Annotated in this window: 19 protein-coding genes; 17 read left to right on the forward strand and 2 right to left on the reverse strand. The window is 72.1% G+C overall.

Annotated elements, in window-relative coordinates:
• The first annotated feature begins 127 nt into the window (after window positions 1-127).
• From QMZ92_RS00305 to QMZ92_RS00325, 5 genes are all read left to right on the forward strand, one after another.
• Entirely contained in the window at window positions 128-847 is a 720-nt protein-coding gene (locus QMZ92_RS00305; protein ID WP_283295310.1) for a GntR family transcriptional regulator, read from the forward strand.
• A gap of 273 nt (window positions 848-1,120) precedes the next feature.
• Entirely contained in the window at window positions 1,121-2,113 is a 993-nt protein-coding gene (locus QMZ92_RS00310; RefSeq protein WP_283295163.1) for a sugar ABC transporter substrate-binding protein, read from the forward strand.
• A 95-nt stretch (window positions 2,114-2,208) separates the two neighbouring features.
• Window positions 2,209-3,222, forward strand: coding sequence for a sugar ABC transporter substrate-binding protein (locus tag QMZ92_RS00315; RefSeq protein WP_283295164.1), 1,014 nt, complete (start codon window positions 2,209-2,211; stop codon window positions 3,220-3,222).
• Window positions 3,219-4,274 (forward strand): ABC transporter permease, encoded by a 1,056-nt coding sequence (locus QMZ92_RS00320; RefSeq protein ID WP_283295165.1) that lies wholly within the window; start codon window positions 3,219-3,221, stop codon window positions 4,272-4,274. The genes QMZ92_RS00315 and QMZ92_RS00320 overlap by 4 nt, the downstream gene beginning before the upstream one ends.
• Window positions 4,271-5,083 (forward strand): ATP-binding cassette domain-containing protein, encoded by an 813-nt coding sequence (locus tag QMZ92_RS00325; protein WP_283295166.1) that lies wholly within the window; start codon window positions 4,271-4,273, stop codon window positions 5,081-5,083. Before QMZ92_RS00320 ends, QMZ92_RS00325 begins: the two co-directional genes overlap by 4 nt.
• A gap of 113 nt (window positions 5,084-5,196) precedes the next feature.
• Here QMZ92_RS00325 and QMZ92_RS00330 read toward each other — a convergent pair whose 3' ends face one another.
• On the reverse strand, window positions 5,197-6,141 hold the full coding sequence (locus QMZ92_RS00330; RefSeq protein ID WP_283295167.1) for a YhjD/YihY/BrkB family envelope integrity protein: 945 nt from the start codon (window positions 6,139-6,141) through the stop codon (window positions 5,197-5,199).
• A 236-nt stretch (window positions 6,142-6,377) separates the two neighbouring features.
• Between QMZ92_RS00330 and QMZ92_RS00335 the strand changes: the two genes are divergently transcribed.
• The 10 genes from QMZ92_RS00335 (at window position 6,378) to QMZ92_RS00380 (ending at window position 17,684) form a co-directional block, all read left to right on the forward strand.
• Window positions 6,378-7,052 (forward strand): GAP family protein, encoded by a 675-nt coding sequence (locus QMZ92_RS00335; protein WP_283295168.1) that lies wholly within the window; start codon window positions 6,378-6,380, stop codon window positions 7,050-7,052.
• 253 nt (window positions 7,053-7,305) lie between these two features.
• On the forward strand, window positions 7,306-7,770 hold the full coding sequence (locus QMZ92_RS00340) for a DUF6325 family protein (RefSeq protein ID WP_283295169.1): 465 nt from the start codon (window positions 7,306-7,308) through the stop codon (window positions 7,768-7,770).
• A 110-nt stretch (window positions 7,771-7,880) separates the two neighbouring features.
• On the forward strand, window positions 7,881-8,207 hold the full coding sequence (locus QMZ92_RS00345; protein ID WP_283295170.1) for an SHOCT domain-containing protein: 327 nt from the start codon (window positions 7,881-7,883) through the stop codon (window positions 8,205-8,207).
• Window positions 8,208-8,219: 12 nt separating this feature from the next.
• Complete coding sequence (locus QMZ92_RS00350) at window positions 8,220-9,611, forward strand: chloride channel protein (RefSeq protein ID WP_283295171.1); 1,392 nt, start codon at window positions 8,220-8,222, stop codon at window positions 9,609-9,611.
• An 8-nt stretch (window positions 9,612-9,619) separates the two neighbouring features.
• Window positions 9,620-10,534 (forward strand): cyclase family protein, encoded by a 915-nt coding sequence (locus tag QMZ92_RS00355; RefSeq protein WP_283295311.1) that lies wholly within the window; start codon window positions 9,620-9,622, stop codon window positions 10,532-10,534.
• A 168-nt stretch (window positions 10,535-10,702) separates the two neighbouring features.
• On the forward strand, window positions 10,703-12,286 hold the full coding sequence (locus QMZ92_RS00360) for a GMC oxidoreductase (protein WP_283295172.1): 1,584 nt from the start codon (window positions 10,703-10,705) through the stop codon (window positions 12,284-12,286).
• Between the two features lie 191 nt (window positions 12,287-12,477).
• Entirely contained in the window at window positions 12,478-13,272 is a 795-nt protein-coding gene (locus QMZ92_RS00365) for an SDR family oxidoreductase (RefSeq protein ID WP_283295312.1), read from the forward strand.
• Window positions 13,273-13,314: 42 nt separating this feature from the next.
• Entirely contained in the window at window positions 13,315-14,826 is a 1,512-nt protein-coding gene (locus QMZ92_RS00370) for a cytochrome ubiquinol oxidase subunit I (protein WP_283295173.1), read from the forward strand.
• Entirely contained in the window at window positions 14,823-15,875 is a 1,053-nt protein-coding gene (locus QMZ92_RS00375; RefSeq protein ID WP_283295174.1) for a cytochrome d ubiquinol oxidase subunit II, read from the forward strand. The genes QMZ92_RS00370 and QMZ92_RS00375 overlap by 4 nt, the downstream gene beginning before the upstream one ends.
• A 9-nt stretch (window positions 15,876-15,884) precedes the next feature.
• On the forward strand, window positions 15,885-17,684 hold the full coding sequence (locus QMZ92_RS00380; RefSeq protein WP_283295175.1) for a cation:proton antiporter: 1,800 nt from the start codon (window positions 15,885-15,887) through the stop codon (window positions 17,682-17,684).
• Between the two features lie 13 nt (window positions 17,685-17,697).
• Here the strand turns inward: QMZ92_RS00380 and QMZ92_RS00385 are convergent, their stop codons facing one another.
• Window positions 17,698-19,575, reverse strand: a complete 1,878-nt coding sequence (locus QMZ92_RS00385) for a glycoside hydrolase family 15 protein (protein WP_283295176.1) — start codon at window positions 19,573-19,575, stop codon at window positions 17,698-17,700.
• 115 nt (window positions 19,576-19,690) lie between these two features.
• Here QMZ92_RS00385 and QMZ92_RS00390 point away from each other — a divergent pair, with 115 nt between their 5' ends.
• Window positions 19,691-21,028: a DUF2254 domain-containing protein gene (locus tag QMZ92_RS00390; protein ID WP_283295177.1), complete on the forward strand. Its 1,338-nt coding sequence runs from the start codon at window positions 19,691-19,693 to the stop codon at window positions 21,026-21,028.
• 266 nt (window positions 21,029-21,294) lie between these two features.
• On the forward strand, window positions 21,295-22,482 hold the full coding sequence (locus QMZ92_RS00395) for an ROK family glucokinase (RefSeq protein WP_283295178.1): 1,188 nt from the start codon (window positions 21,295-21,297) through the stop codon (window positions 22,480-22,482).
• Window positions 22,483-22,504 lie beyond the last annotated feature (22 nt).

The raw sequence follows: 22,504 nt of genomic DNA on the forward strand, positions 1-22,504 counted from the left end.
CCTGTCAAGCATTTGTCCTGACAATCGAACGACACAACTTCCCGTCATCAGGCCCTGCGACTACCCTCGCAGCGTGCCCAAGCAGCCGAGAGACACGACGGACGCCACCGCGCCGCTCCAGCTCAGCGTGGACCGCACCAGCCCGGTCCCGCTGTACTTCCAGCTGTCCCAGCAACTGGAGGCGGCTATCGAGCACGGCACGCTCACGCCCGGCAGCCTTCTCGGCAACGAGATCGAGCTGGCGGGCAGGCTCGGGCTGTCCCGGCCCACCGTCCGCCAGGCCATCCAGTCGCTCGTCGACAAGGGGCTGCTGGTGCGCCGCCGGGGCGTGGGTACCCAGGTCGTGCACAGCCAGGTCAAGCGCCCGCTGGAGCTGAGCAGTCTCTACGACGACCTGGAGGCGGCGGGGCAGCGGCCCGCCACCCGGGTCCTGCGCAACACCGTCGAGCCGGCGACCGCGCAGGTCGCGGCCGCCCTCGGGGTGCCGGAGGGGAGCGACGTCCACCTCGTGGAGCGGCTGCGCTCGGCCCACGGCGAGCCGATGGCCCATCTGAGCAACCATCTTCCGGCGGGGCTGCTGCCGCTGGACACCGAGCAACTGGAGTCGACGGGGCTCTACCGGATGATGCGCAACGCGGGCATAACCCTGCACAGCGCCCGGCAGTCGGTCGGGGCGCGCGCCGCCTCCGGTGACGAGGCCCGGCTGCTCGGCGAGGAGGCCGGCGCCCCGCTGCTGACGATGCAGCGGACGACGTTCGACGACACCGGGCGGGCCGTCGAGTTCGGCTCGCACGTCTACCGGGCCTCCCGGTACGCCTTTGAGTTCCAGCTCCTCGTCCGGCCGTAGTGCCGCAGCGGGCGGTGGTCGCCCCGTCGCGACGCCCGGGACCGGCGCGTCGTCGCACGTTGCCTGCCGTGCGGGCGGACGCTCGCCGGAGACAGCCGGCCGGACGGGCGTGGGGGCGCGGCCGGACGTACCCGGATGGCGCGCGGCCGGGGCCGTTCCGCCGCCACGACCCCGCGTAAGAATGTTCGGACAAAGTATTGACGGGGTGGCGCCGCCCCCGTAGAAACTCACCCAGCCGCAACCGGGCGGCCGGGAGAGAAGGCGGACCCCACCATGCGCACACCCCGCACGGCAGCAGTCCTGCTCGCCGCACTCGCACTCGCCGTGGCCGGATGCAGCAGCTCCGGCGGCAAGGGCTCCGAGGAGAAGGCCGAGGGCGGCTCCGGCGGCAAGCCCGCGACCACCGAGCGGCTGAAGATCGCCATGGTGACCCACTCCGGCGAGGGCGACACCTTCTGGGACATCGTCCAGCGCGGAGCGAAGGATGCGGCCGCCAAGGACAACGTCGAGTTCCTGTACGCCGCGAACAAGGAGGGCAAGGAGCAGGCCCAGCTGGTCCAGACGTACATCGACCAGAAGGTCGACGGCATCGTCGTCACCCTCGCCAAGCCCGAGGCGGTCAAGGACGTCGTCAAGAAGGCGGTCGCCGCCGGGATACCCGTCGTCACGATCAACTCCGGCGGCCGGTTCTCCCAGGAGGTCGGCGCGCTCAGCCACATCGGCCAGGACGAGTCTGTCGCCGGCGAGGCCGTCGGCGAGGAACTCGACAGGCGCGGCAGGAAGAAGGCCGTCTGCGTCATCCACGAGCAGGGCAACGTCTCGCTGGAGGAGCGCTGCGCGGGCGTGCGGAAGACCTTCGGGGGCACCGTCGAGAACCTCAACGTGGACGGCACCAACATGCCCGCTTCCACCTCCTCGATCGAGGCGAAGCTGCAGAGCGGGCCGGACATCGACGCGGTCGTCACCCTGGGCGCCCCGTTCGCGGCCGCCTCCGTGCAGGCGAAGCGGACCGCGGGCAGCGAGGCCGAGATCGACACCTTCGACCTGAACGCCGAGGTCGTCAAGCGACTCAAGGCCAAGGAGATCGGCTTCGCCGTCGACCAGCAGCCCTACCTCCAGGGCTACCTCGCCGTCGACGAACTGTGGCTCAACAAGACCAACGGCAACGTCATCGGCGGCGGCAAGCCGGTGCTCACGGGACCCGCTCTGGTGACGGAGAAGGACGTCCCCGCACTGGAGAAGCTCACGGCCGACGGCACCCGATGACCCGCGTCACCACCCACCCGCAGGCCGCGCCGTCGATCGTGCTCAGGGATACTTGCGCCGGAGTACAGCAGGCGGAGCAAGAGGGGCACGGCGTCGTGGCAAGGGTTCGGACAGGGGTACGTGCGATCGGCGCGGTGCTGGCGGCGGTGCTCGGGGCCTCCCTCGCGGGGTGCAGCGCCACCGGCGGCAAACGTGCCGAGGACGCCCGCAGGGCGGCGGAGGCGCAGGGACGGGCGGCGGTCGACACACCGCGCTGGACGTTCGCGATGGTCACCCACTCGGGAGACGGCGACACCTTCTGGGACATCGTCCAGAGAGGCGCCGAGCAGGCCGCGGTGAAGGACAACGTCAAGTTCCTGTACGCCCACAGCGACGAGGCGCAGCAGCAGGCCCAGCTGGTCCAGACGTACATCGACCAGAAGGTCGACGGGCTGATCGTCACGCTCGCCAAGCCCGACGCCATGAAGGACGTCGTCGCCAAGGCCACCAGGGCCGGGATCCCGGTGATCACCGTGAACTCCGGCTCGGCCGAGTCCAAGGCGTACGGGGCCCTCACCCACATCGGCCAGGACGAGACCGTCGCCGGCGAGGCCGTCGGCGAGGAACTCGACCGGCGCGGGCGGAAGAAGGCGCTCTGCGTCCTGCACGAGCAGGGCAACGTCGGCCACGAGCAGCGCTGCTCCGGGACGGCCAAGACCTTCGACGGCGATCTGCAGAACCTGTACGTCGACGGCACCAACATGCCCGACGTCCAGGCGGCCGTCGAGGCCAAGCTCCAGACCGACCCGTCCATCGACGCGGTCGTCACCCTCGGCGCGCCGTTCGCCGACGCCGCCGTCCAGGCGAAGCGGGCCGCGGGCAGCGAGGCCGAGATCGACACCTTCGACCTGAACGCCAAGGTCGTCGCCGGGCTCAAGTCGGGTGACCTCGGCTTCGCCGTCGACCAGCAGCCGTACCTCCAGGGCTACGAGGCAGTGGATCTGCTGTGGCTCTACCGCTACAACGCCGATGTGCTCGGCGGCGGACGGCCCGTCCTCACCGGCCCGCAGATCATCACCGAGAAGGACGCCGCCGCACTGCAGGACTACACGGAGCGGGGGACCCGATGACCGCGACCGCACCACCGGCCCACGACCGGACCGGCCCGTCCGACGAGCGGCTGCTGCGCACCTCGCCGTGGAAGAAGCTGCTCGGCCGCCCCGAGTTGGGCTCGGTCGTCGGCGCGGCAGCCGTGTTCCTCTTCTTCTCGATCGTGGCCGACACCTTCCTGCGCACGTCCAGCCTGAGCACCGTGCTGTACGCGGCATCCACCATCGGCATCATGGCCGTGCCGGTCGCCCTGCTGATGATCGGCGGCGAGTTCGACCTCTCCGCCGGTGTGCTGGTGACCAGCTCCGCGCTGGTCTCCTCGATGTTCAGCTACCAGATGACGGCGAACGTGTGGGTCGGCGCCCTGGTGTCGCTCCTGGTCACCCTCGCGATCGGCGCCTTCAACGGCGTGATGCTGGTGCGCACGAAACTGCCGAGCTTCATCATCACGCTCGGCACGTTCCTGATGCTCACCGGCATGAACCTCGGCTTCACCAAGCTGATCAGCGGCACCGTGTCGACGAAGACCATCGCCGACATGGAGGGCTTCGCCGGGGCCAAGAAGGTCTTCGCCTCGTTCACCGTCGGCGGCGTCGACGTCAAGACGACCATCCTGTGGTGGATCGCCCTCGTCGCCCTCGCCACCTGGATCCTGCTGCGCACCCGCTTCGGCAACTGGATCTTCGCCGTCGGTGGCGGCGCGGGCGCGGCGCGGGCCGTCGGCGTCCCGGTCGCCAGGACCAAGATCCTGCTGTACATGGGCGTGGCGTTCTGCGCCTGGATCTCCGGCCAGCACCTGCTGTTCTCGTTCGACGTCGTCCAGTCCGGCGAAGGCGTCGGCAACGAGCTGATCTACATCATCGCGGCCGTCATCGGCGGCTGTCTGATCACCGGAGGCTACGGTTCCGCGATCGGCTCCGCGGTCGGAGCCTTCATCTTCGGCATGACCAGCAAGGGCATCGTGTACGCGGAGTGGAACCCGGACTGGTTCAAGTTCTTCCTCGGAGCGATGCTGCTCCTGGCGACCCTGCTGAACGCATGGGTCCGCAACCGCGCGGAGGCGACGACATGACGGCCCTCGTGGAACTCGACGACGTCAGCAAGTACTACGGCAACGTCCGTGCGCTGGAAGGCGTGTCGCTGGAGGTCCACGCGGGCGGGATCACCTGCGTCCTCGGCGACAACGGCGCGGGCAAGTCCACTCTCATCAAGATCATCGCGGGGCTGCACCGGCACGACTCCGGCACCTTCGCCGTCGACGGCGAGGAGACCTCACTGGGCTCACCGCGGGAGGCCCTCGACCGCGGGATCGCCACGGTCTACCAGGACCTCGCGGTCGTCCCGCTGATGCCGGTCTGGCGGAACTTCTTCCTCGGCTCGGAGCCGACCAGGGGCAAGGGGCCCTTCCGGCGGCTCGACGTCCGCGCCATGCGCGAGACCACCCGCGCCGAACTGCTGCGCATGGGCATCGACCTGCGCGACGTCGACCAGCCCATCGGCACCCTGTCCGGCGGCGAGCGGCAGTGCGTGGCCATCGCCCGTGCCGTCTACTTCGGCGCCAAGGTCCTCGTCCTCGACGAGCCGACGGCCGCGCTCGGCGTCAAACAGTCCGGGGTGGTGCTGAAGTACGTGGCGGCGGCGCGCGACGCCGGGCTCGGAGTGGTCCTGATCACCCACAACCCGCACCACGCCTATCTCGTCGGCGACCGGTTCGTCCTGCTCAAGCGGGGAGTGATGGCCGGGAGCCACAGGAAGTCGGAGATCACCCTGGACGAGCTGACCCGGCAGATGGCGGGCGGCAGCGAGCTGGAGGACCTGCGCCACGAACTGGAGCGCGCCCCCGCTCCACGGCATGTCGGAGGGCACGACCTGGGGCACTGACGGGGCGCGGGGCACCGGGCCGTACGACCCGGTGCCCCGCGCGCCCGGCCACTCCCGCGCGCCCGGGTGCGGCCGCCGACCGCCCTTCCGCGCGGCCCGCTCCTCCCCGCAGGTCAGTCGTCCCCGCCCGCCCTTCCGCGCCGCCACCCGGCGTCGGCCGTGGTCCAGCTCGGGCCGGTGCCGCCGAGTCTTCGCGCGAGCCACGGCTCCCTCGCCAGGACGGCCCCGGTCGTGACACCGAGCGCGATCGCGACACACAGCACGATCAGCCACGACAGCAGGGTGAAGACGGTGCCCACCGACCCGTACTCGCTCAGGCTCTTGTCGATGGCGCGAGGCATGTAGTACTTGCTGCCGATGAACAGCGCCGTCACGGCGAAGCCGGTCAGCACCGCGCCGGGCAGCAGCGGCCGCCACCCGACAAGCCCGCCCAACAGCAGGTGCTGGGACCACCACCACAGCAGGATCTGCGACAGCATGGTGACCGGGACGGCCAGCCACAGCCCGACGCCGAAGCCCTCACGCACCGGCCCCTGGACCAGCAGCACGGACAGCCACACCCCGATCCACGCCAGCCAGCGCCAGGGAGCGATCCGCACCCCGGACCTCGGGACGAGCCAGGCCCGCTTGCACAGTCGCTGCATCGCCCGGCTGCAGGCCGTTGCGGACAGCAGCACCATCAGCGCGCCGATCACGCCGGTGGCCTCGCGCAGGTTGTCGTCCGTGGCCCGGTACACCTGCTCGAGCAGGTCCTTCGAGGCCCCGGTGAGTCCGAAGATCGCCGACACCGAGCTGACCAGCTGATCGCGCACCGCCTCGGGGGCGAAGGACCCGACCACGAACAGCAGCGGCACGGCGGTGAGGAAGCACTGGGCGGCCAGCCGGGTGGCGGAGTCGAGGATGTTGACCGAGACCATACGGGCCGTCAGATGGGTGACGACGGGAAAGCGGGTCTCGGTGCGTTCGGCCGCCGACCGCGCGGAGGCTCCCCACGACGAGAGGCGTCCCGACCACCACGACGGGCGGAGGAAGGCCGGAGCCCGGCGCCGCGTGGTCATGGCGTGCTCCTTCCCTGTGACCAAGAGTGCGGGAGCCGGACCGCACCGGCATCCCGGGACGGAGCGTGTGCCCGCACCCCGGGGGACCGCGGCGCTCTGTTTGCGGGCGGCCGTCACCGGAGGTGACCATGGACGGAGCGGGCCGGGCACGGCCCGCGTTCGAGCGGGGCAGCCGGCGGTACGGGCCCGGCACGCGAGCGAACCGCACGACGCGGGAACCCGCCGGAGGGAGCGTCATGGTCCTCGACTTGCTGCTCATCGCCGTCGCCATCACCCTCGACCCGCTGCCCATCATGGCCTTCGTGCTGGTGCTCTCCTCGTACCGGGGAGTCTGGCGGGGACTGGTCTTCATCCTGGCCTGGCTGGCCTGTCTCGTCGCCGTGATCGCCATGGTGCTGCTGTTCACCGGCGGTCAGCCGCCCCCGCCCAGGTCGCCGCCCTCCACGGTCGCCCTCGCGGCCAAGCTCGCGATCGGCGTCGGGCTGGTCCTGTACGGCGAGTACCGCCGGCGCAGGCGGCGGGAGCCCCACGCGGCCGCCGAGCCACAGGGCCGGGCCAGGCACGCGGCCGACCCGCACGGCGGTTCGGGCCGGATGTCCCCCTGGTCGGCTGCCGCCCTCGCCGTCTTCCTCCAGCCCTGGGGCCTGGTCGCGGCCGCCGCGACCGTCGTGGTGCGCGCGGACCTCTCCCACTTCGCGTCGTACGCGGCCCTGTTCGGGTTCTGCATCCTCGCCACCGCCAGTCTGCTCACTGCCGAGCTGTACACGGTGTTCGCGCCCGAGGCGGCCGGGGCGCGGCTGAAGCGGCTGCGGACCTGGCTGCAGGAGCACCAGGAGCCCGCCATCATCGTCGGCTGCCTGGTGATGGGCCTGTGGCTGGCGGGGAACAGCATCTACCAGCTCACCGCCTGAGGGGAGCCGTCGGTCGTGGAGACCCGGTGCCGCGGTCGCCGGCCGGAGGCGGGCACTTCCGGCCGGACCCGGTGGCGGGAGCCGGCCGAACGCCCCTCGTACCGGCCGGGCGCGGGCCGCGACGGCCGCCCGGCCGGAGGTGCGAAGCGTTCGGGCCAGTGCTCCAATGGCTTACGGGACGCGCCCCGAGGGCGCGCCGAGCGTTCGGCAGGCGAGCCGCCCCGGACCGCTGATGCGCTCGCAAGGAGTGGTCATGAGCGATGACGTCGAAGAAATGGGACCCGTCGACTACCTGGTGGTGGAGTTCCCCGGCAACCGCATGACGGGCGAGGGCCTTCCGCTGCTCGTCGACCTCGTCGACCGGAAGATCATCCGCATTCTCGACCTGCTGTTCGTCCGCAAGGACGCCGACGGCACCGTCACGGCCCTGGAACTCGCCGACCTGGACGGCGACGGGACGCTCGACCTGACCGTATTCGAAGGAGCGTCCTCCGGCCTACTGGGCCCGGACGACGTCGAAGAGGCCGCCGCGGCCGTCGAGCCGGGCAACGCCGCCGCCGTCCTCGTGTACGAGAACACCTGGGCCGCGCCGCTCGCCCGCGCCATGCGGCGAGGCGGGGCGCAACTGGTGGCGGGAGGGCGGATTCCCGTCCAGGCCCTGCTCTCGGCGCTGGACGAGGTCGAGGGCTCGTCGGGCCGGGGGACGACGGCGGCCTGAGCGCCGCACCGGACGGCCACCGCCGGACGCGTCCGGCCCCGGGCAGTCCGCCGCAGCGTCCGGCGCCGTCACACACCGGAGACTTCGCCTCACCCGAACGGGAGGACGACATGCCCCGCCTCATCCGCAGCGTGGTCCGCACCGCCGCCGTCGCCGGCACCGCCACGGCGGTGTCCAACCGCGTGTCGCGCCGGCAGTCGGGCCGCTGGGCACAGCAGGACCAGCAACAGCAGGAACAGCAACAGCCCCAGCCCCAGGCCCAGGCCCCGGCCGGGGCGGCCCCGGGCACGCCCCAGGCGGCCGTGCCCCCGCCGATGCCGCCCGACGACGACATGGGCCGGAAGATCGACAGGCTCAAGGAACTCGGCGAACTCAAGGCCCAGGGCCTGCTCACCGAGCAGGAGTTCGCGGCCGAGAAGCAGAAGGTCCTCGGCTGAGGGCCGCCGCCGATGACGCAGCCGCAGGCCGGGCCGGAGCGGGAGAACGCCGCGCCCGGGAGCCCCCGGCCGGAGCCCGACGTGCTGCGCGGTCTTCTGCTCAGCGCCTCCTACCGCCGGGTTCTGCTGTTCTCCGCGCTCATCGGGATCCCGATCTCGCTGATCGCGTTCTGGTTCCTCGTCGCGCTGCACCAGCTCGAGCGCCTGATGTGGGACCACGTGCCGAAGACGCTCTTCGGCAGCCCGGTCCCGCCGTGGTGGTGGCCGCTGGTGCTGCTGCCGGTCGCGGGTCTGATCGTCGGCCTGGTCGTGACCCGGCTGCCCGGCGCGGGCGGCCATGTCCCCGCCTACGGGCTCCAGCCCGGCGGTGCCTCGGCCAAGGCCCTGCCCGGCGTGGTCATCGCCGCCGCCGCGAGTCTGCCGCTCGGCGCCACCCTCGGCCCCGAGGCACCGCTCATCGCCCTTGGCGGCGGTCTCGCACTGCTGTTCCGCAACCTCGCCCGCGGCAATGCGACGTCCCAGAACACCGCACTGCTGGGCGCCGCCGGTGCCGGGGCGGCCATCGCCGTGGTGCTCGGCAACCCGGTGATCGCCGCCGTACTGCTGATGGAGATCATCGGCGTGGGCGGTCCCCGGCGGGTCGCGGTCATGCTCCCGGCGCTGCTGTCGAGCGGCGTCGGCTCACTGGTGTTCACCGGCTTCGGCCGCTGGACCGGGCTGCAGACGGGCAGCCTCCGGCTGCCGCTGCCCGGCCGCTTCCCGCATCTCGACGCCGGGGACGTTTGCTGGACCCTGCTCATCGGCGTGGTCGTCGGAGTGCTGGTCCACATGATCCAGGTCGGCGGCCGGTTCGCGGCCGGCCTCGTCCGGACCCGGCCCGTCCCGTTCACCGTCCTGTTCGCCCTGGGCGCGGGCGTCTGCGCGGCCCTCTACACCGGGATCACCGGCCGGACGCCGGCCGACGTCGCCTCGTCCGGCCAGAGCACGATGGTGCAACTGGCGTCCGCACCGGCCTCCTGGGGGATCGGGGCACTTGTCGCCGTCCTCGCCTTCAAGGGCCTCGCCTACGCGCTGTGCCTGGGCAGCCTCCGCGGCGGCCCCATCTTCCCGGCGCTGTTCCTGGGCGCCGCGACAGGCGTCCTGCTGGCGCCGCTGCCCGGTCTCGGCCTGATCCCGGGCATGGCGGCCGGCATGGCCGCCTCGGCCGGCGCCGCCCTGCGGCTGCCCGTCAGCAGCGTGGTGCTCGTGGCCCTGCTGCTCGGCAGCATCTCCATGACGCCCGTGGTGATCCTGGCGGCGGTGGTCGCGATCGTCACCACCGAACTGCTGCCGGGGGCCCAGGGGGCGCCGCCCCCGGAGTCGGCTCCGGCGCCCACGGCCGGCGCGGCCCGGGGAGCGCCGTGAGCGGGAGCATGGGCGCCGAGGCGTTCCGGGCCCTCTGCGAGCGGGTCCGAGAGCGGACGCGGCAGGGCCCGGAGGACCGGCGTGGCACGCTGGGCCACCTCACCCCGGCCCGGGTGGTGGCGGCTACCCGCGAGGTCATGACCGGGCGGACGGTCTCGCTCGGCGCGCCCGTGGACACCCGGCCCGGTCCTGACAACCCGGAGCCCGCCCGCCACGTGATGACGGCACCCGAACCCGGCCGACGGCACTCCGCCGGGCTGGACTTCGCCCGCGACCGCTTCGAGATGAACGTGCACGGCGACGTCGACAGCCATCTCGACGCGCTGTGCCACGTGCTGTTCGACGGGACCCTGTACAACGGCGTGCCGGCCGGCAGCGTGACCCCGGAAGGCGCCACCGAACTCACCGTCGACGTCGTGCGCGACGGCGTCGTCGGCCGAGGAGTGCTCCTGGACATCCCCCGGCTCAGGGGAGTGCCCTGGCTGGAGCCGGGGGACCAGGTCACCGCCGCCGACCTGGCAGCCGCCGAGGCCGCCCAGGGGGTGCGCGCCGGACCCGGGGACGTGCTGCTCGTCCGCGTGGGCCACCGGCTCAGACGCCGGGAGCTCGGCCCCTGGAACACCGCGGAGGCACGCGCCGGACTCCACCCGGACGCCGTCGAGTTCCTCGTCGACCGGCGCGTCGCGATGCTCGGCGGCGACGGAAACAACGACGCCGCACCGAGTGCCGTGGAGGGAGTCGGTTTCCCCGTCCACGTCCTGACCGTCCACGCCATGGGAATGCACCTCATGGACTATCTGCAGTTCGAGGAACTGGCTCCGGTCTGCGAGCAGGAGGGCCGCTGGAGCTTCCTCTGCGCGGTCGCGCCGTTGCGGCTGCCGGGAGCAACCGGCTCGCCCGTCAACCCGGTCGCCGTCCTGTGAGTCCCCGTCCCGTGCCGCAGCGGCACCGAACCCGGTCCCCGGCCCGGAGCCCGTACAGCCGACCCCCGACGCCGCCCCCGGCCCCGACTCCCGACGCCGATCCCGAAACCCCCGCACCCGGGCCGGACCCCCGGTCCCAGGCCCGGAACCGCGAGAACGGTGGCTGCCATGACCGAATCCCCGCACTACGACGTCATCGTCATCGGCACCGGAGCCGGCGGCGGCACGCTCGCTCATCGCCTCGCCCCCACCGGGCACCGCGTCCTCCTGCTGGAACGCGGGGGCTACCTCCCCCGGGAACGCGACAACTGGGACTCCACGGCCGTCTTCGTCAAGGGCAAGTACCGCGCGCCCGAGTTCTGGTACGACAAGTACGGCAACACCTTCCCGCCGGAGGTCAACTACTACGTCGGCGGCAACACCAAGTTCTACGGGGCGGCCCTCTTCCGGCTGCGTCCGGAGGACTTCGGCGCACTGCGCCACCACGGCGGCGTGTCCCCGGCGTGGCCGCTGAGCTACGACGACCTGGAGCCCTACTACACCCAGGCCGAGCACCTGTACCTCGTGCACGGCAACCACGGCGAGGACCCCACCGAGGGTGTGGTGAGCGGCCAGTACCTCCACCCGCCCGTCGCACACGAGCCGCGCATCCAGCGGTTGAGCGACGACCTGGAGAAGTTGGGACTGCACCCCTTCCACCTGCCCATCGGGGTCAACCTCGTCCAGGACCGCGACGGCCGGGCAACCCACTCCAGCGTCTGCATCCGCTGCGACCGGGTCGACGGCTTCCCCTGCCTGGTGCGCGGCAAGTCCGACGCCCAGGTCATCTGTGTGGAGCCCGCCCTGGAGCACCCCAACGTGGACCTGATCACCGACGCCCGCGTGACCAGGCTGGAGACCGACGCCACGGGCCGCAGCGTCACCACGGTCGTCGCGGAACTCTCCGACGGAACCGAGGCCCGGTTCTCCTCCCACCTCGTCGCCGTCGCCTGCGGAGCCGTCAACACCGCGGCGCTGCTGCTGGCCTCGGCCGGCGACCGGCACCCGGACGGGCTCGCCAACAGCTCGGGCGTGGTGGGCCGTCACTACATGCGGCACAACAACATGGCGCTGATGGCGGTGTCGAAGGAACCCAACGACACCCGCTTCCAGAAGACCCTCGCCCTGCACGACTGGTACCTGGGCGCGGACGACTGGGAGTACCCCCTCGGCGGCATCCAGATGCTCGGCAAGTCCGACGCCGAGCAGATCCACGGCGAGGCACCGCGCTGGGCAGGCGCCGTGACGCCCGGGATGCCCTTCGAGGTGCTGGCCCACCACGCCGTCGACTTCTGGCTGTGTGGCGAGGACCTGCCCGATCCCGGCAACCGCGTCACCCTGGACCGGGACGGCGGCATCCACCTCGCGCTCGACGAGAAGAACAACATCACCGCGCTCAACCGGCTCCGCCACAAACTGCAGGGGATGCTCGGCCGGCTCGGGATGCACGAGCACCATCTGCTGCCCCACAGCATCTACCTGCACAAGGGGATGCCCATCGGGGCGACCGCCCACCAGGCCGGCACCGTCCGCTTCGGCAACGACCCGACGAGCTCCGCCCTGGACGTCAACTGCAAGGCCCACGGCCTCGACAACCTCTACGTCGTCGACACGAGCTTCTTCCCGAGCATCGGCGCGGTGAACCCGTCCCTCACCGTCATGGCCAACGCCCTGCGCGTCGGGGACCACCTGGCCGAGCGGCTCCGCGGCTGAGCCGACCGGGCGAACATCGGCCACCCAACGGCCCACACGGCCGTGCGCTGTCCGCCCGACGGCCCGCGCCGGTGGTTGCGTTGCGCGCGGGTTCCGTCCGGCGCCACCTCGGCCCCGGGCCGCAGGCAGGCACGTTCCCAGGAGGCATCGTGAATTCCCAGGCCGGAGCGGCACCGTACCCGGTTCCGCAGCTGCTGAAGGGCCAGAAGGCACTGGTCACCGGAGCCAACTCGGGCATCGGGAAGGCGACGGCGATCGCTCTCGGCCGGGCCGGCGCGGACGTGGTCGTCAACTTCGTGGCCGGCCAGGAGGCCGCCGACGCGGTCGTCAAGGAGATCACCGCCGCCGGAGTGCGCGCCTACGCCCACGAGGCCGATGTCTCCGACGAGGAGCAGGTCGTCGCGATGACGCGGCGGATGGTCGAGGAGTTCGGAACCATCGACATCCTCGTCGCCAACGCCGGCCTCCAGCGGGACGCCGCGGTCACCGACATGACGCTCGCCCAGTGGCAGAAGGTCATCGACGTCAACCTCACCGGCCAGTTCCTGTGCGCCCGAGAGGCGGTCAAGGAGTTCCTGCGGCGCGGCGTCGTCCCCGAGGTCTCGCGCGCCGCCGGGAAGATCGTCTGCATGAGCTCGGTCCACCAGGTCATCCCCTGGGCCGGCCACGTCAACTACGCCTCCTCCAAGGGCGGCGTGCAGATGATGATGGAGACCCTCGCCCAGGAGCTCGCGTCGAAGAAGATCCGGGTCAACGCGGTCGCGCCGGGCGCCATCAAGACCCCCATCAACACCGACGCCTGGGACACCCCCGACGCCGAACGGGACCTGCTCACCCTCATCCCGTACGCCCGGGTCGGGGAGCCCGACGACATCGCCCACGCCGTCACCGTCCTCGCCTCCGACCTCATGGACTACGTGGTGGGCACCACGTTGTACGTCGACGGAGGCATGACCCTCTTCCCCGGGTTCGCCACCGGCGGCTGACGCCGCGACCGACCCGAAGGGCTCCGACGACCGAAGGCACACATGCACAATCCGGTACCCCTGCCGGCCGGAGCGCACCTGCTGCTCGCGGACGCACCCGCCCAACTGCTCCCGGCCCGGGAGCTGATGGCGTTCACGCTCGCCTCCCACATCATCCTGGTGCCCATGGGAGTGGCGCTGCCCCTGATCACGCTGATCATGCACTACCGCGGGCTGCGCCGGAACGACCCCACCGCGCTGCTGCTCGCCCGGCGGTGGTCGGCCGTCATGGCCGTCCAGTTCGCCGTCGGCGTCGTCACCGGCACCGTGCTCTCCTTCGAGTTCGGGCTGCTCTGGCCGGGGCTCATGGGCCGCTGGGGGGACGTCTTCGGCATCGGGTTCGGCGTGGAGGCATGGGCGTTCTTCCTGGAGGCCGTCCTCATCGCCGTCTACCTCTACGGCTGGCGGCGGTTGCCGGCGCGGACTCACTTCCTCCTCGGGGTGCCGCTGCCGGCCGCCGCCCTTCTGGGGGCCTTCGGCATCCTGGCGGCCAACTCCTGGATGAACACGCCCCGAGGCTTCCGTCTCGACTCCGTGGGCAACCCCGTGGACGTCGACGTCTGGAAGGCGATCTTCACGCCGATGTTCGGGCCCCAGTACTGGCACTTCGTCGTGGCGATGTTCCTGACGGCCGGGTACGTCGTCGCCGGCGTCTACGCCGTCGGGATCCTGAGGGGCCGCAGGGACCGCTACCACCGGCTCGGGTTCGCGGTCCCGTTCACCGTCGCGGCGGTCTTCACACCGATCCAGTTCGTGCTCGGCGACTCCATCGCGCGCTCCGTGTTCCACAAGCAGCCGGTGAAGTTCGCCGCGATGGAACTGGTGTGGGAGACCGACACCCATGTGCCCGAGTATATCTTCGGCCGCCTGCACCCGGACGGCACCGTCTCCGGCGGCATCAAGATCCCCCAACTCGACTCCGTCCTGGCCGGATTCCGGCCCGACACCGAGGTCACCGGCCTCACCTCCGTCCCCGCCTCCGACCGGCCCAACCCCACCCAGGCCACGATCGCCCACTGGGCCTTCGACATCATGGTCGTCATCGGCTCGCTGATGATGCTCCTCGTGCTCTGGTACGCGTGGGCGGTGTGGCGCAGACGGAAGCGGGCCGCGGCCGAACGCCTCCCGGAGTCCCGGTGGTTCTACCGCAGCGCGGCCTGCGCCGGGGTCGCCTCCGTCATCGCCGTCGAGTGCGGCTGGATCACCACCGAGGTGGGGCGGCAGCCCTGGATCGTGTACCAGAACATGCGGGTCGCCGAGGCGGTCACGGCGACCCGGTCCTCCACCATCTGGATCATGTTCGGCGTCGTGATCGTCGTGTACGTCTTCATCTTCGGCTCCTTCCTCGCGGTGCTGCTCAAGATGCGCACCCGCTGGCGGCTCGCCGACGCGGCGGCGGGGACGTCCCCCCCGGCCGAGGGCCCGGAGACCGGGACGCCCTACGGCCCGCGCGACGACGTGCCGGGCGCGGCCGCCGGCACCGGGGCCCGGGCGGGGGAGGGCGGTACGCCATGACGACCGCAAGCATCGTCGCCCTGGTGCTGCTGCTCGCCGTCGCCGCCTACGCCTGCGCCGGCGGCACCGACTACGGCGCCGGATTCTGGGACCTCACCGCGGGCGATGCCGAGCGGGGCAAGCGGCCGCGGTGGCTGATCGACCACGCCATGGCACCCGTGTGGGAGGTCAACAACGTCTGGCTGATCTTCGTCCTCGTCATCATGTGGACCGGATTCCCGGTGCTGTTCCAGACGGTGTTCTCGTCGATGTGGCTGCCGCTGGCCCTCGCCGCGGTCGGCCTGGTCCTGCGGGGCGCCGGCTTCGCGCTGCGCAAGCCGATCAAGCAGGTGGCCGGGCGGCGGCTGTACGGCGCGATGTTCGCCGTCTCCTCGCTGCTCACCCCGTACTTCCTCGGCGCCGCCGTCGGCGGCATCGCCTCGGGCCGGGTCGCGCCCGGCACCGTCGCCTCCGCGCACGCCTGGGCCAATCCCACGTCCTTCTTCTTCGGGCTGCTCACGGTGACGGCCACAGCCTTCCTCGGTGCGGTGTTCCTCTCCTGCGACGCCGAACGCTGGGACGCCCCCGACCTCGTCGGCTACTTCCGGCGCCGGGCGCTGGCCTCCCTGGCCGTCGCCGCAGTGCTCGGCGTGGCCGCGCTCTTCGTCGTCCCGAGCGACGCCCCCCACCTGTGGAGCGGGCTCACCCGGGGAGCCGGGCTCGTCCTCGCCCTCGTGGCCGTTGTCTGCACGGTGGCGACGGCGCTGATGCTCCTGCGAGGACACGCCCGCTGGTCCCGGTTCACCGCCGTGGGCGTGGTCGCCGCCTCCGTCATCGCCTGGGGCGTCGCCCAGCGTCCCTACCTCATCCCGACCTCCCTGACCGTCCAGGACGCGGCGGGCGCCCCCTCGACGCTGGTGTGGCTGCTGTTCGTCACCCTCGTCGCGGTGCTCCTCGTCGGGCCGGCGCTCGTCCTGCTCTACTGGCTCGACACGCACGCGGAGCTGGAGTCCCTCTCCGAGTCCGACCTCCGCCAGGGCGGGGGCGGCAGCCCCGCCGGGAGCGAGTGACGGCCGCTCGTGCTCCCCCCCGACCAGTTCCTCCTCGGCGTCGCCCTGACCGTGGTGCTCGCGGTGGGCTCCCAGATCGTCGCGAGCAGGCTGCGCATCCCGGCGCTGATCCTGCTGCTGCCCGCCGGATTCACGGCCGGCGCCCTCACCGACGTCGTCCAACCGGAGAAGCTGGCGCCGGGCAACTTCTCGTCCATCGTCTCGCTGTCCGTCGCGGTGATCCTCTACGACGCCGGGCTGGGCCTGCGGCTGCGCCAGTTGCGAGGCGCCACCCGCTCGGTGGTGCGCCGGCTCCTGGCCCTCGGCGTCCTGGCCACCTGGGCGTCCGTCATGGCGCTCGCCCCCGCGCTGTTCGGCGTCCCCCTCCCCGTGGCCGTACTGCTGGGCGCCATCCTCGTCGTCTCCGGACCGACGGTGGTGGGACCGCTGCTCGACCACGTGCGGCCTCCGGACGGGGTGCGGCGCATCCTGGTCTGGGAGGGGACGCTCGTCGACCCCGTCGGGGCCATCCTCGGCGCGCTCGTGCTGCACTCGCTGCTCGCGGGCGACTTCCGGTTCGGCCGGGGCTTCCACCCGGGCGAGTTCCTGCTCAGCTGGCTGGTCGGGCTGGCGGGCGGCGTGGTGGGTGCCGCGGCACTGTGGTTCCTCCTCCACCGGCTCCGGCTCGGCGAGACGCTGGGCACGCTGGCCCAGCTCGCCACGGTGGTCGCGGTGTCGGCGGGCTGCGACGTCGTGCGCGACGACACGGGGCTGATCGCCGCGGTCGTCGCCGGGCTCGCCGTCGCCAACCTCCCCGGGCTGGGCATGCCGGTCCGGCGCCCCTTCTTCGAGACACTGGTGCAGCTCATCATCGGGCTGCTGTTCGTGACCATCTCGGCCGGGGTGACCCCGTCGTCCGTCCGTCCCGTCCTGCTGCCCACGCTCGGCCTGATCGGCGCGCTCGTCCTGGTGGTCCGGCCGCTGGTCGCCTGGCTCTCCACCCATGGGCTCGGACTGCCGTACGGAGAGCGTGCGTTCATCGCCTGGATGGCGCCGCGCGGCATCGTCGCCGCGTCCACGGCGTCCGCCTTCGCCGCCACCCTGTCCGGCGCGGGGCTGTCCGGCGCGGACAAGATCCTTCCGGTCACGTTCCTGGTGATCGTGGGGACCGTCCTGGTCTACGGGCTGACCGCGGCACCGGTCGCCGCCGCGCTGGGCATCAACCGGTCGGTCCGCGCCCGGCCGCTGATCGTGGGCGGGCGGCCGTGGTCGGTCGAACTGGCCAGGTGCCTGAAGTCCGCCGGGGTGGACGTCGCGATGTGGACCGCGACGGAGGAACAGCGGGAGCGCGTCCGGCGGGCCGGGATCGAACAGGCCCCGGGCGAACTGCTGGCCACGGCCACGGACCCCGCCGGGCGCCTCGAGGGCGTCACCGCCGTGCTCCTGCTCACCGAAGACGACGACTTCAACGCGCTCGTCTCCGTCGTCGCCCGGGACAGCGTCGACGGACCGGTCCACCGCGTCGGACCGCCGCCGGACGGGACGGGCGCGGTCGCGACCCGCACCGGCCCGGACGTGCTCTTCGGCCCGGGCCTGGGACGGGACGTGCTGGCGGCCCGCCATGCTCGGGGCGCCCTGTTCACGGTGGGCGCGCCGGGCGAACCCCCGCCGCCCGGTCACGACGCGCTGTTCGTCCTGCGGGCCGACGGCCGCCTGGACCCGGTCACCGAGGAACGGCCCGCGCGGCCGGGCCCGGGGGACAGGGTCGTGCTGCTGGGCACCGGCCCGGACGGCCGGCCCGTGGGGGGCTCGCCCGCCGGGGACCGGTGAGCGGCGGGGCCGTTCAGAGGTTGGACTCCGCCGGGGCGGTCCGCGTGCGGGCCTCCCCTTGTACGCGGTTGAGCTCCCGGTCCAGCGTGATCGCCGTGTCGATGAACGCCAGATGGGTGAACGCCTGTGGGAAGTTGCCCAGCTGGCGTCCGGTCAGGGCGATCTCCTCGGAGTAGAGGCCGAGGTGGTTGGCGTACGTGAGCATCTTCTCCAGCACGAGTCTCGACTGATTCAGCCTGCCCGCCCGCGCCAGCGCATCGACGTACATGAACGTGCACAGCGAGAAGGTGCCCTCGGAGCCGGCCAGACCGTCGGGGGAGGCCTCGGGGTTGTACCGGTAGACGAGGCTGTCGTTCACCAGTTCGCGGTCCATGGCGTCCAGCGTGGCGGTCCACATCGGGTCGTCGGGGGTGATGAACCCCACCGTGGACATCCGTACGAGCGACGAGTCCAGCACGTCGGTGTCGTAGTGCTGCACGAACGCCTGCCGCTGGTGGTTCCAGCCGCGGGTGAGGACCTGGTCGTACAGCTTGTCCCGCTCACCGGCCCAGCGCGCGAGCGAGGCCGGCCGGCCGCTCGCCGTCGCCAGCCGCAGCGCCCGGTCGAAGGCGACCCACGACATCAAACGTCCGTACGTGAAGTCCTTGCGCCCGCCCCGGGTCTCCCAGAGCCCCTCGTCGGGCTGGTCCCAGTGGTCGCTGAGCCAGTCGAGGAGCGTGCGCAGCGAGGTCCAGCCGCGGTGGTCGAGCTGGATGCCCCGCTCGTGCGCGAAGTAGATGCTGTCCAGCGCCTCGCCGTAGATGTCGAGCTGGAGCTGGGACGCGGCGCCGTTCCCGATCCTGACGGGGCTGGAGCCCCCGTAGCCCTCCCAGTCGTCGAGGACCTCCTCCTCCAGGTCGGAGGAGCCGTCGACCCGGTACATGATGTTCAGCGGTCCCGAGTCGCCGTCGCAGCCCGCCCTCTCGTGGACGCGGTCGCGCAGCCAGCCGATGAAGGCCTGGGCCTCGTCGGTGAAACCGAGGCCCAGCAGGGCGTACACGGAGAACGAAGCGTCGCGGATCCAGGTGAACCGGTAGTCCCAGTTCCGCTCGCCGCCGAGCTGTTCGGGGAGCCCGGCCGTCGGCGCCGCCACGATCGCCCCGCTCGGGGCGTACGTCATCAGTTTCAGCGTGATCGCCGACCGCTCGACCGCCTCCCGCCAGCGGCCCGAGTAGCGGGACTGGCCGAGCCAGTCGCGCCAGAACCGCACGGTGTCGTCGAAGAGCTGCATGAACTCGGCGTGGTGGACGTGCCGCGGCGGGCCGTCGGCGAAGGTCTCCAGCACCACCCCGCGCTCCTGGCCGGCGTCCAGGGTGAGGGTGAAGTGCATGTCGCTGTCGCCCAGGTCGAGGGGGGCCAGCCGGACGTCCCCCGGTTCGCGGACCGCGTGGACCGTCAGCTCCAGGCCGTCGGCGACGAACACCGCCCCGCGCTCGGTGTAGTGCAGCTTGTGCGGGGACCGGCCGTAGTTGAACCGCGGAACGATGTCGACCTTGAAGGTGAGGCTGCCGCGAACGCAGCGCAGCAGCCGCACCAGGCGGTGCCGCTGGGTGGCCGTGGAGCCCGTGACCGGCATGAAGTCGACGACCTCGCCCGCGCCCGCCTCGGTCATGAAGCGGGTGACCAGGATCGCGGTGTCGGGAAGGTACAACTGTTTGGTGGTGTAGGTCCGGTCCACGGGAGCGACCTTGAAGTACCCGCCCTTCTCGCTGTCCAGAAGCGAGCCGAAGATGCTCGGCGAGTCGAACCGCGGGGTGCAGTACCAGTCGATCGTCCCTTGCGTGCTGACCAGTGCCGCGGTCTGCAGGTCACCGATCAGTCCGTGGTCCTCGATGAGGGGGTAGTCGCCCATCCCGAGCCCCTTTCGCCCTGGGTCGCGAGCGGATGCCGCCCCCATCAGCTTAGGTAATAGGTGCATTTCGGGCTTTTCGGGAGGAGTCGCCGGGTTGTGGGGGAAGGGCTCCAGCGTGGAGGCGACAACCGCGCACCGGGAGACGAGCCGCCGGGTCCGTGCGCCCCTGTCCTGGGCGACGGCTTTCGCGCTGCGCCAGTACGTCATGGCGAGCCTCTGGATCGCGCCGCTGATCGGGATCGTCCTCGGCTCGCTGCTCGCGGACGCCGCCGTGGCGCTCGACGGCGCCGTCCGGGTGCCGCAGGGGTGGCGGTACTCCACGTCCACCGCCAGCAGCGTCCTCAGCTCCATCGTCGGCGCGATGGTCGCCCTGCTCGGCTTCGTCGTGACCATCGGCATCCTCGTGGTCCAGCAGGCCACCGGGACCCTGTCGCCGCGCTACATGCGGCTCTGGTACCGGGACCGGCTCCAGAAGGCCGTGCTCGCGACCTTCTCCGGGACGTTCGCCTTCTCCTTCTCGCTGCTGCGCAGGATCGAGACGGACTTCGTGCCGGACATCGGTGTCACCCTCGCGGGGGCGGCGGTGGCCGTGAGCCTGGTGCTACTGCTGATGTACCTGAACCGTTTCATCCACAACCTGCGGCCCGTCGCCATCGCGGCGCTGGTCGCGCGGGCGGGGCGGCGGGTGTTCGACCGGGGGACGCTGCTCGCCGCGCGCGGCACCCTGCGGGCGGCGGACGCGACGAGGGCACCGCCCCCGGGTCCGGTGACATCGGTGCCCTGCGCGACGGGCGGGGCGCTCCAGGGGCTCCACCCGGAGCGGCTGGTGGCCCTCGCCGAACGGTACGACTGCTTCGTGGTGCTCACCCATCCGGTGGGCGACTTCGTACCGCCCGGCGCGACGCTCTTCGAGCTGCACGGCGCCGCGCCGCCCCCGCCCACCGAGCTGACCGGGCTGGTCGCGCTCGGCGTCGAACGGACCATCGAGCAGGATCCCGCCTTCGGGATGCGCATCCTGGTGGACATCGCCATCAGGGCGCTGTCCCCGGCGGTGAACGACCCCACCACGGCGGTGCAGGTCCTGAACCACATCGAGGCGTTCCTGCACACCATCGGCCGTGCGGAACTCGGTGGGCGCTACACCCTCCACGACGCCCACGGCGTGCCCCGGCTCGAGGTCCCCGGCCGCTCCTGGGACGACTTCCTGCAGCTAGCGGTCACGGAGATCCGTGAGTACGGTGCCGGCTCCCTGCAGGTCTGCCGGCGACTGCGGGCGTTGTTCGACGGACTCCTGGACGCCGGACTGTCCGAGCGGCACCGGACGGCGGTACGCACCGAGCTGCGGCTCCTGGACGAGGCGGTCGACCGCAGGTACCCCGACCCGGTCCGCCGGGCGACCGCGCTGACCCCCGACCGCCAGGGCATCGGGGGAGGCGCCGGACTGCGGGCCTGACCAGGGGGGACGACGGAGACGGCCAGGGGCTCAGGCGGGCCGTGCGGTGGCCCACCCGGGCGGTCACGTCCGGTGCCCGTGAGGTGACAGCACGCACGCCTCCCGTCCCGGGCGACACGCCCGCAGCCCCGCACCGGGCGGCGGGGCGGGCGGTCCGCGCCGCGGGTGCTCAGGGCCGGGGCGGCCCCCGGATGGCACAATCGGGCACGGCGGGCGCCGCCCGCCTCCGGTGACCCGGACCCGCCCCCACGACCCGCAGGGACGCCTTGAGCACGTACCGCGACTTCGCCCACCGGGGTTCCGCCCGCGCCACCGTCCTGCGGACCGTCGGTACCCGGGAGCGGCGCTCGCACCTCACCGCGCCCCGCGTCCCCACCGTGGGCATCGACATCGGCGGCACGAAGGTGATGGCCGGCGTCGTCGACGCCGACGGGGTCATCCTGGAGAAGCTCCGCACGGAGACCCCGGACAAGTCCAAGAGCCCCAAGGTCGTCGAGGACACCATCGTGGAGCTGGTCCTCGACCTCTCCGACCGGCACGACGTGCACGCCGTCGGCATCGGCGCGGCCGGCTGGGTGGACGCCGACCGCTCCAAGGTGCTGTTCGCCCCGCACCTGGCCTGGCGCAACGAGCCTCTGCGGGACTCGCTGCAGAACCGTCTCGCCGTCCCGGTCATGGTCGACAACGACGCCAACACCGCCGCCTGGGCCGAGTGGCGCTTCGGTGCGGGCCGCGGCGAGGATCATCTGGTCATGATCACGCTCGGCACCGGCATCGGTGGTGCGATCCTGGAGGACGGCCGGGTCAAGCGCGGCAAGTACGGCGTCGCCGGCGAGTTCGGCCATATGCAGGTCGTGCCCGGCGGACACCGCTGCCCGTGCGGCAACCGCGGCTGCTGGGAGCAGTACAGCTCCGGCAACGCCCTGGTCCGCGAGGCGCGCGAGCTGGCAGCCGCGGACTCGCCGGTCGCGTACAACATCATCGAGCGGGTCAAGGGCAACGTCCCCGACATCACCGGCCCGCTGATCACCGAGCTGGCCCGGGAAGGCGACGCCATGTGCGTCGAGCTCCTCCAGGACATCGGGCAGTGGCTCGGCGTCGGCATCGCCAATCTCGCCGCTGCCCTCGACCCGTCGTGCTTCGTCATCGGCGGTGGCGTCAGCGCCGCCGACGACCTGCTCATCGGGCCCGCCCGGGACGCCTTCCGGCGCCATCTCACCGGCCGCGGCTACCGGCCCGAGGCCCGTATCGCCAAGGCCCAACTCGGCCCCGAGGCGGGTATGGTCGGCGCGGCCGACCTCGCGCGGCTCGTCGCCCGCCGGTTCCGCCGCGCCAAGCGGCGCCGTGTCGAGCGGTACGAGAGATACGAGCGCTACGCCCAAGTCCTCCGCAGCGCCGGAGGGCTCGGCGACACCGGCGACAGTGCCCGCCCCACACCCCAGGACCCCGAGTGAAGACCCTGCACCGACAGACCCC

This window comes from Streptomyces sp. HNM0645, from assembly GCF_030056615.1.
GTDB classification, from domain to species: Bacteria; Actinomycetota; Actinomycetes; order Streptomycetales; family Streptomycetaceae; genus Streptomyces; species Streptomyces marianii.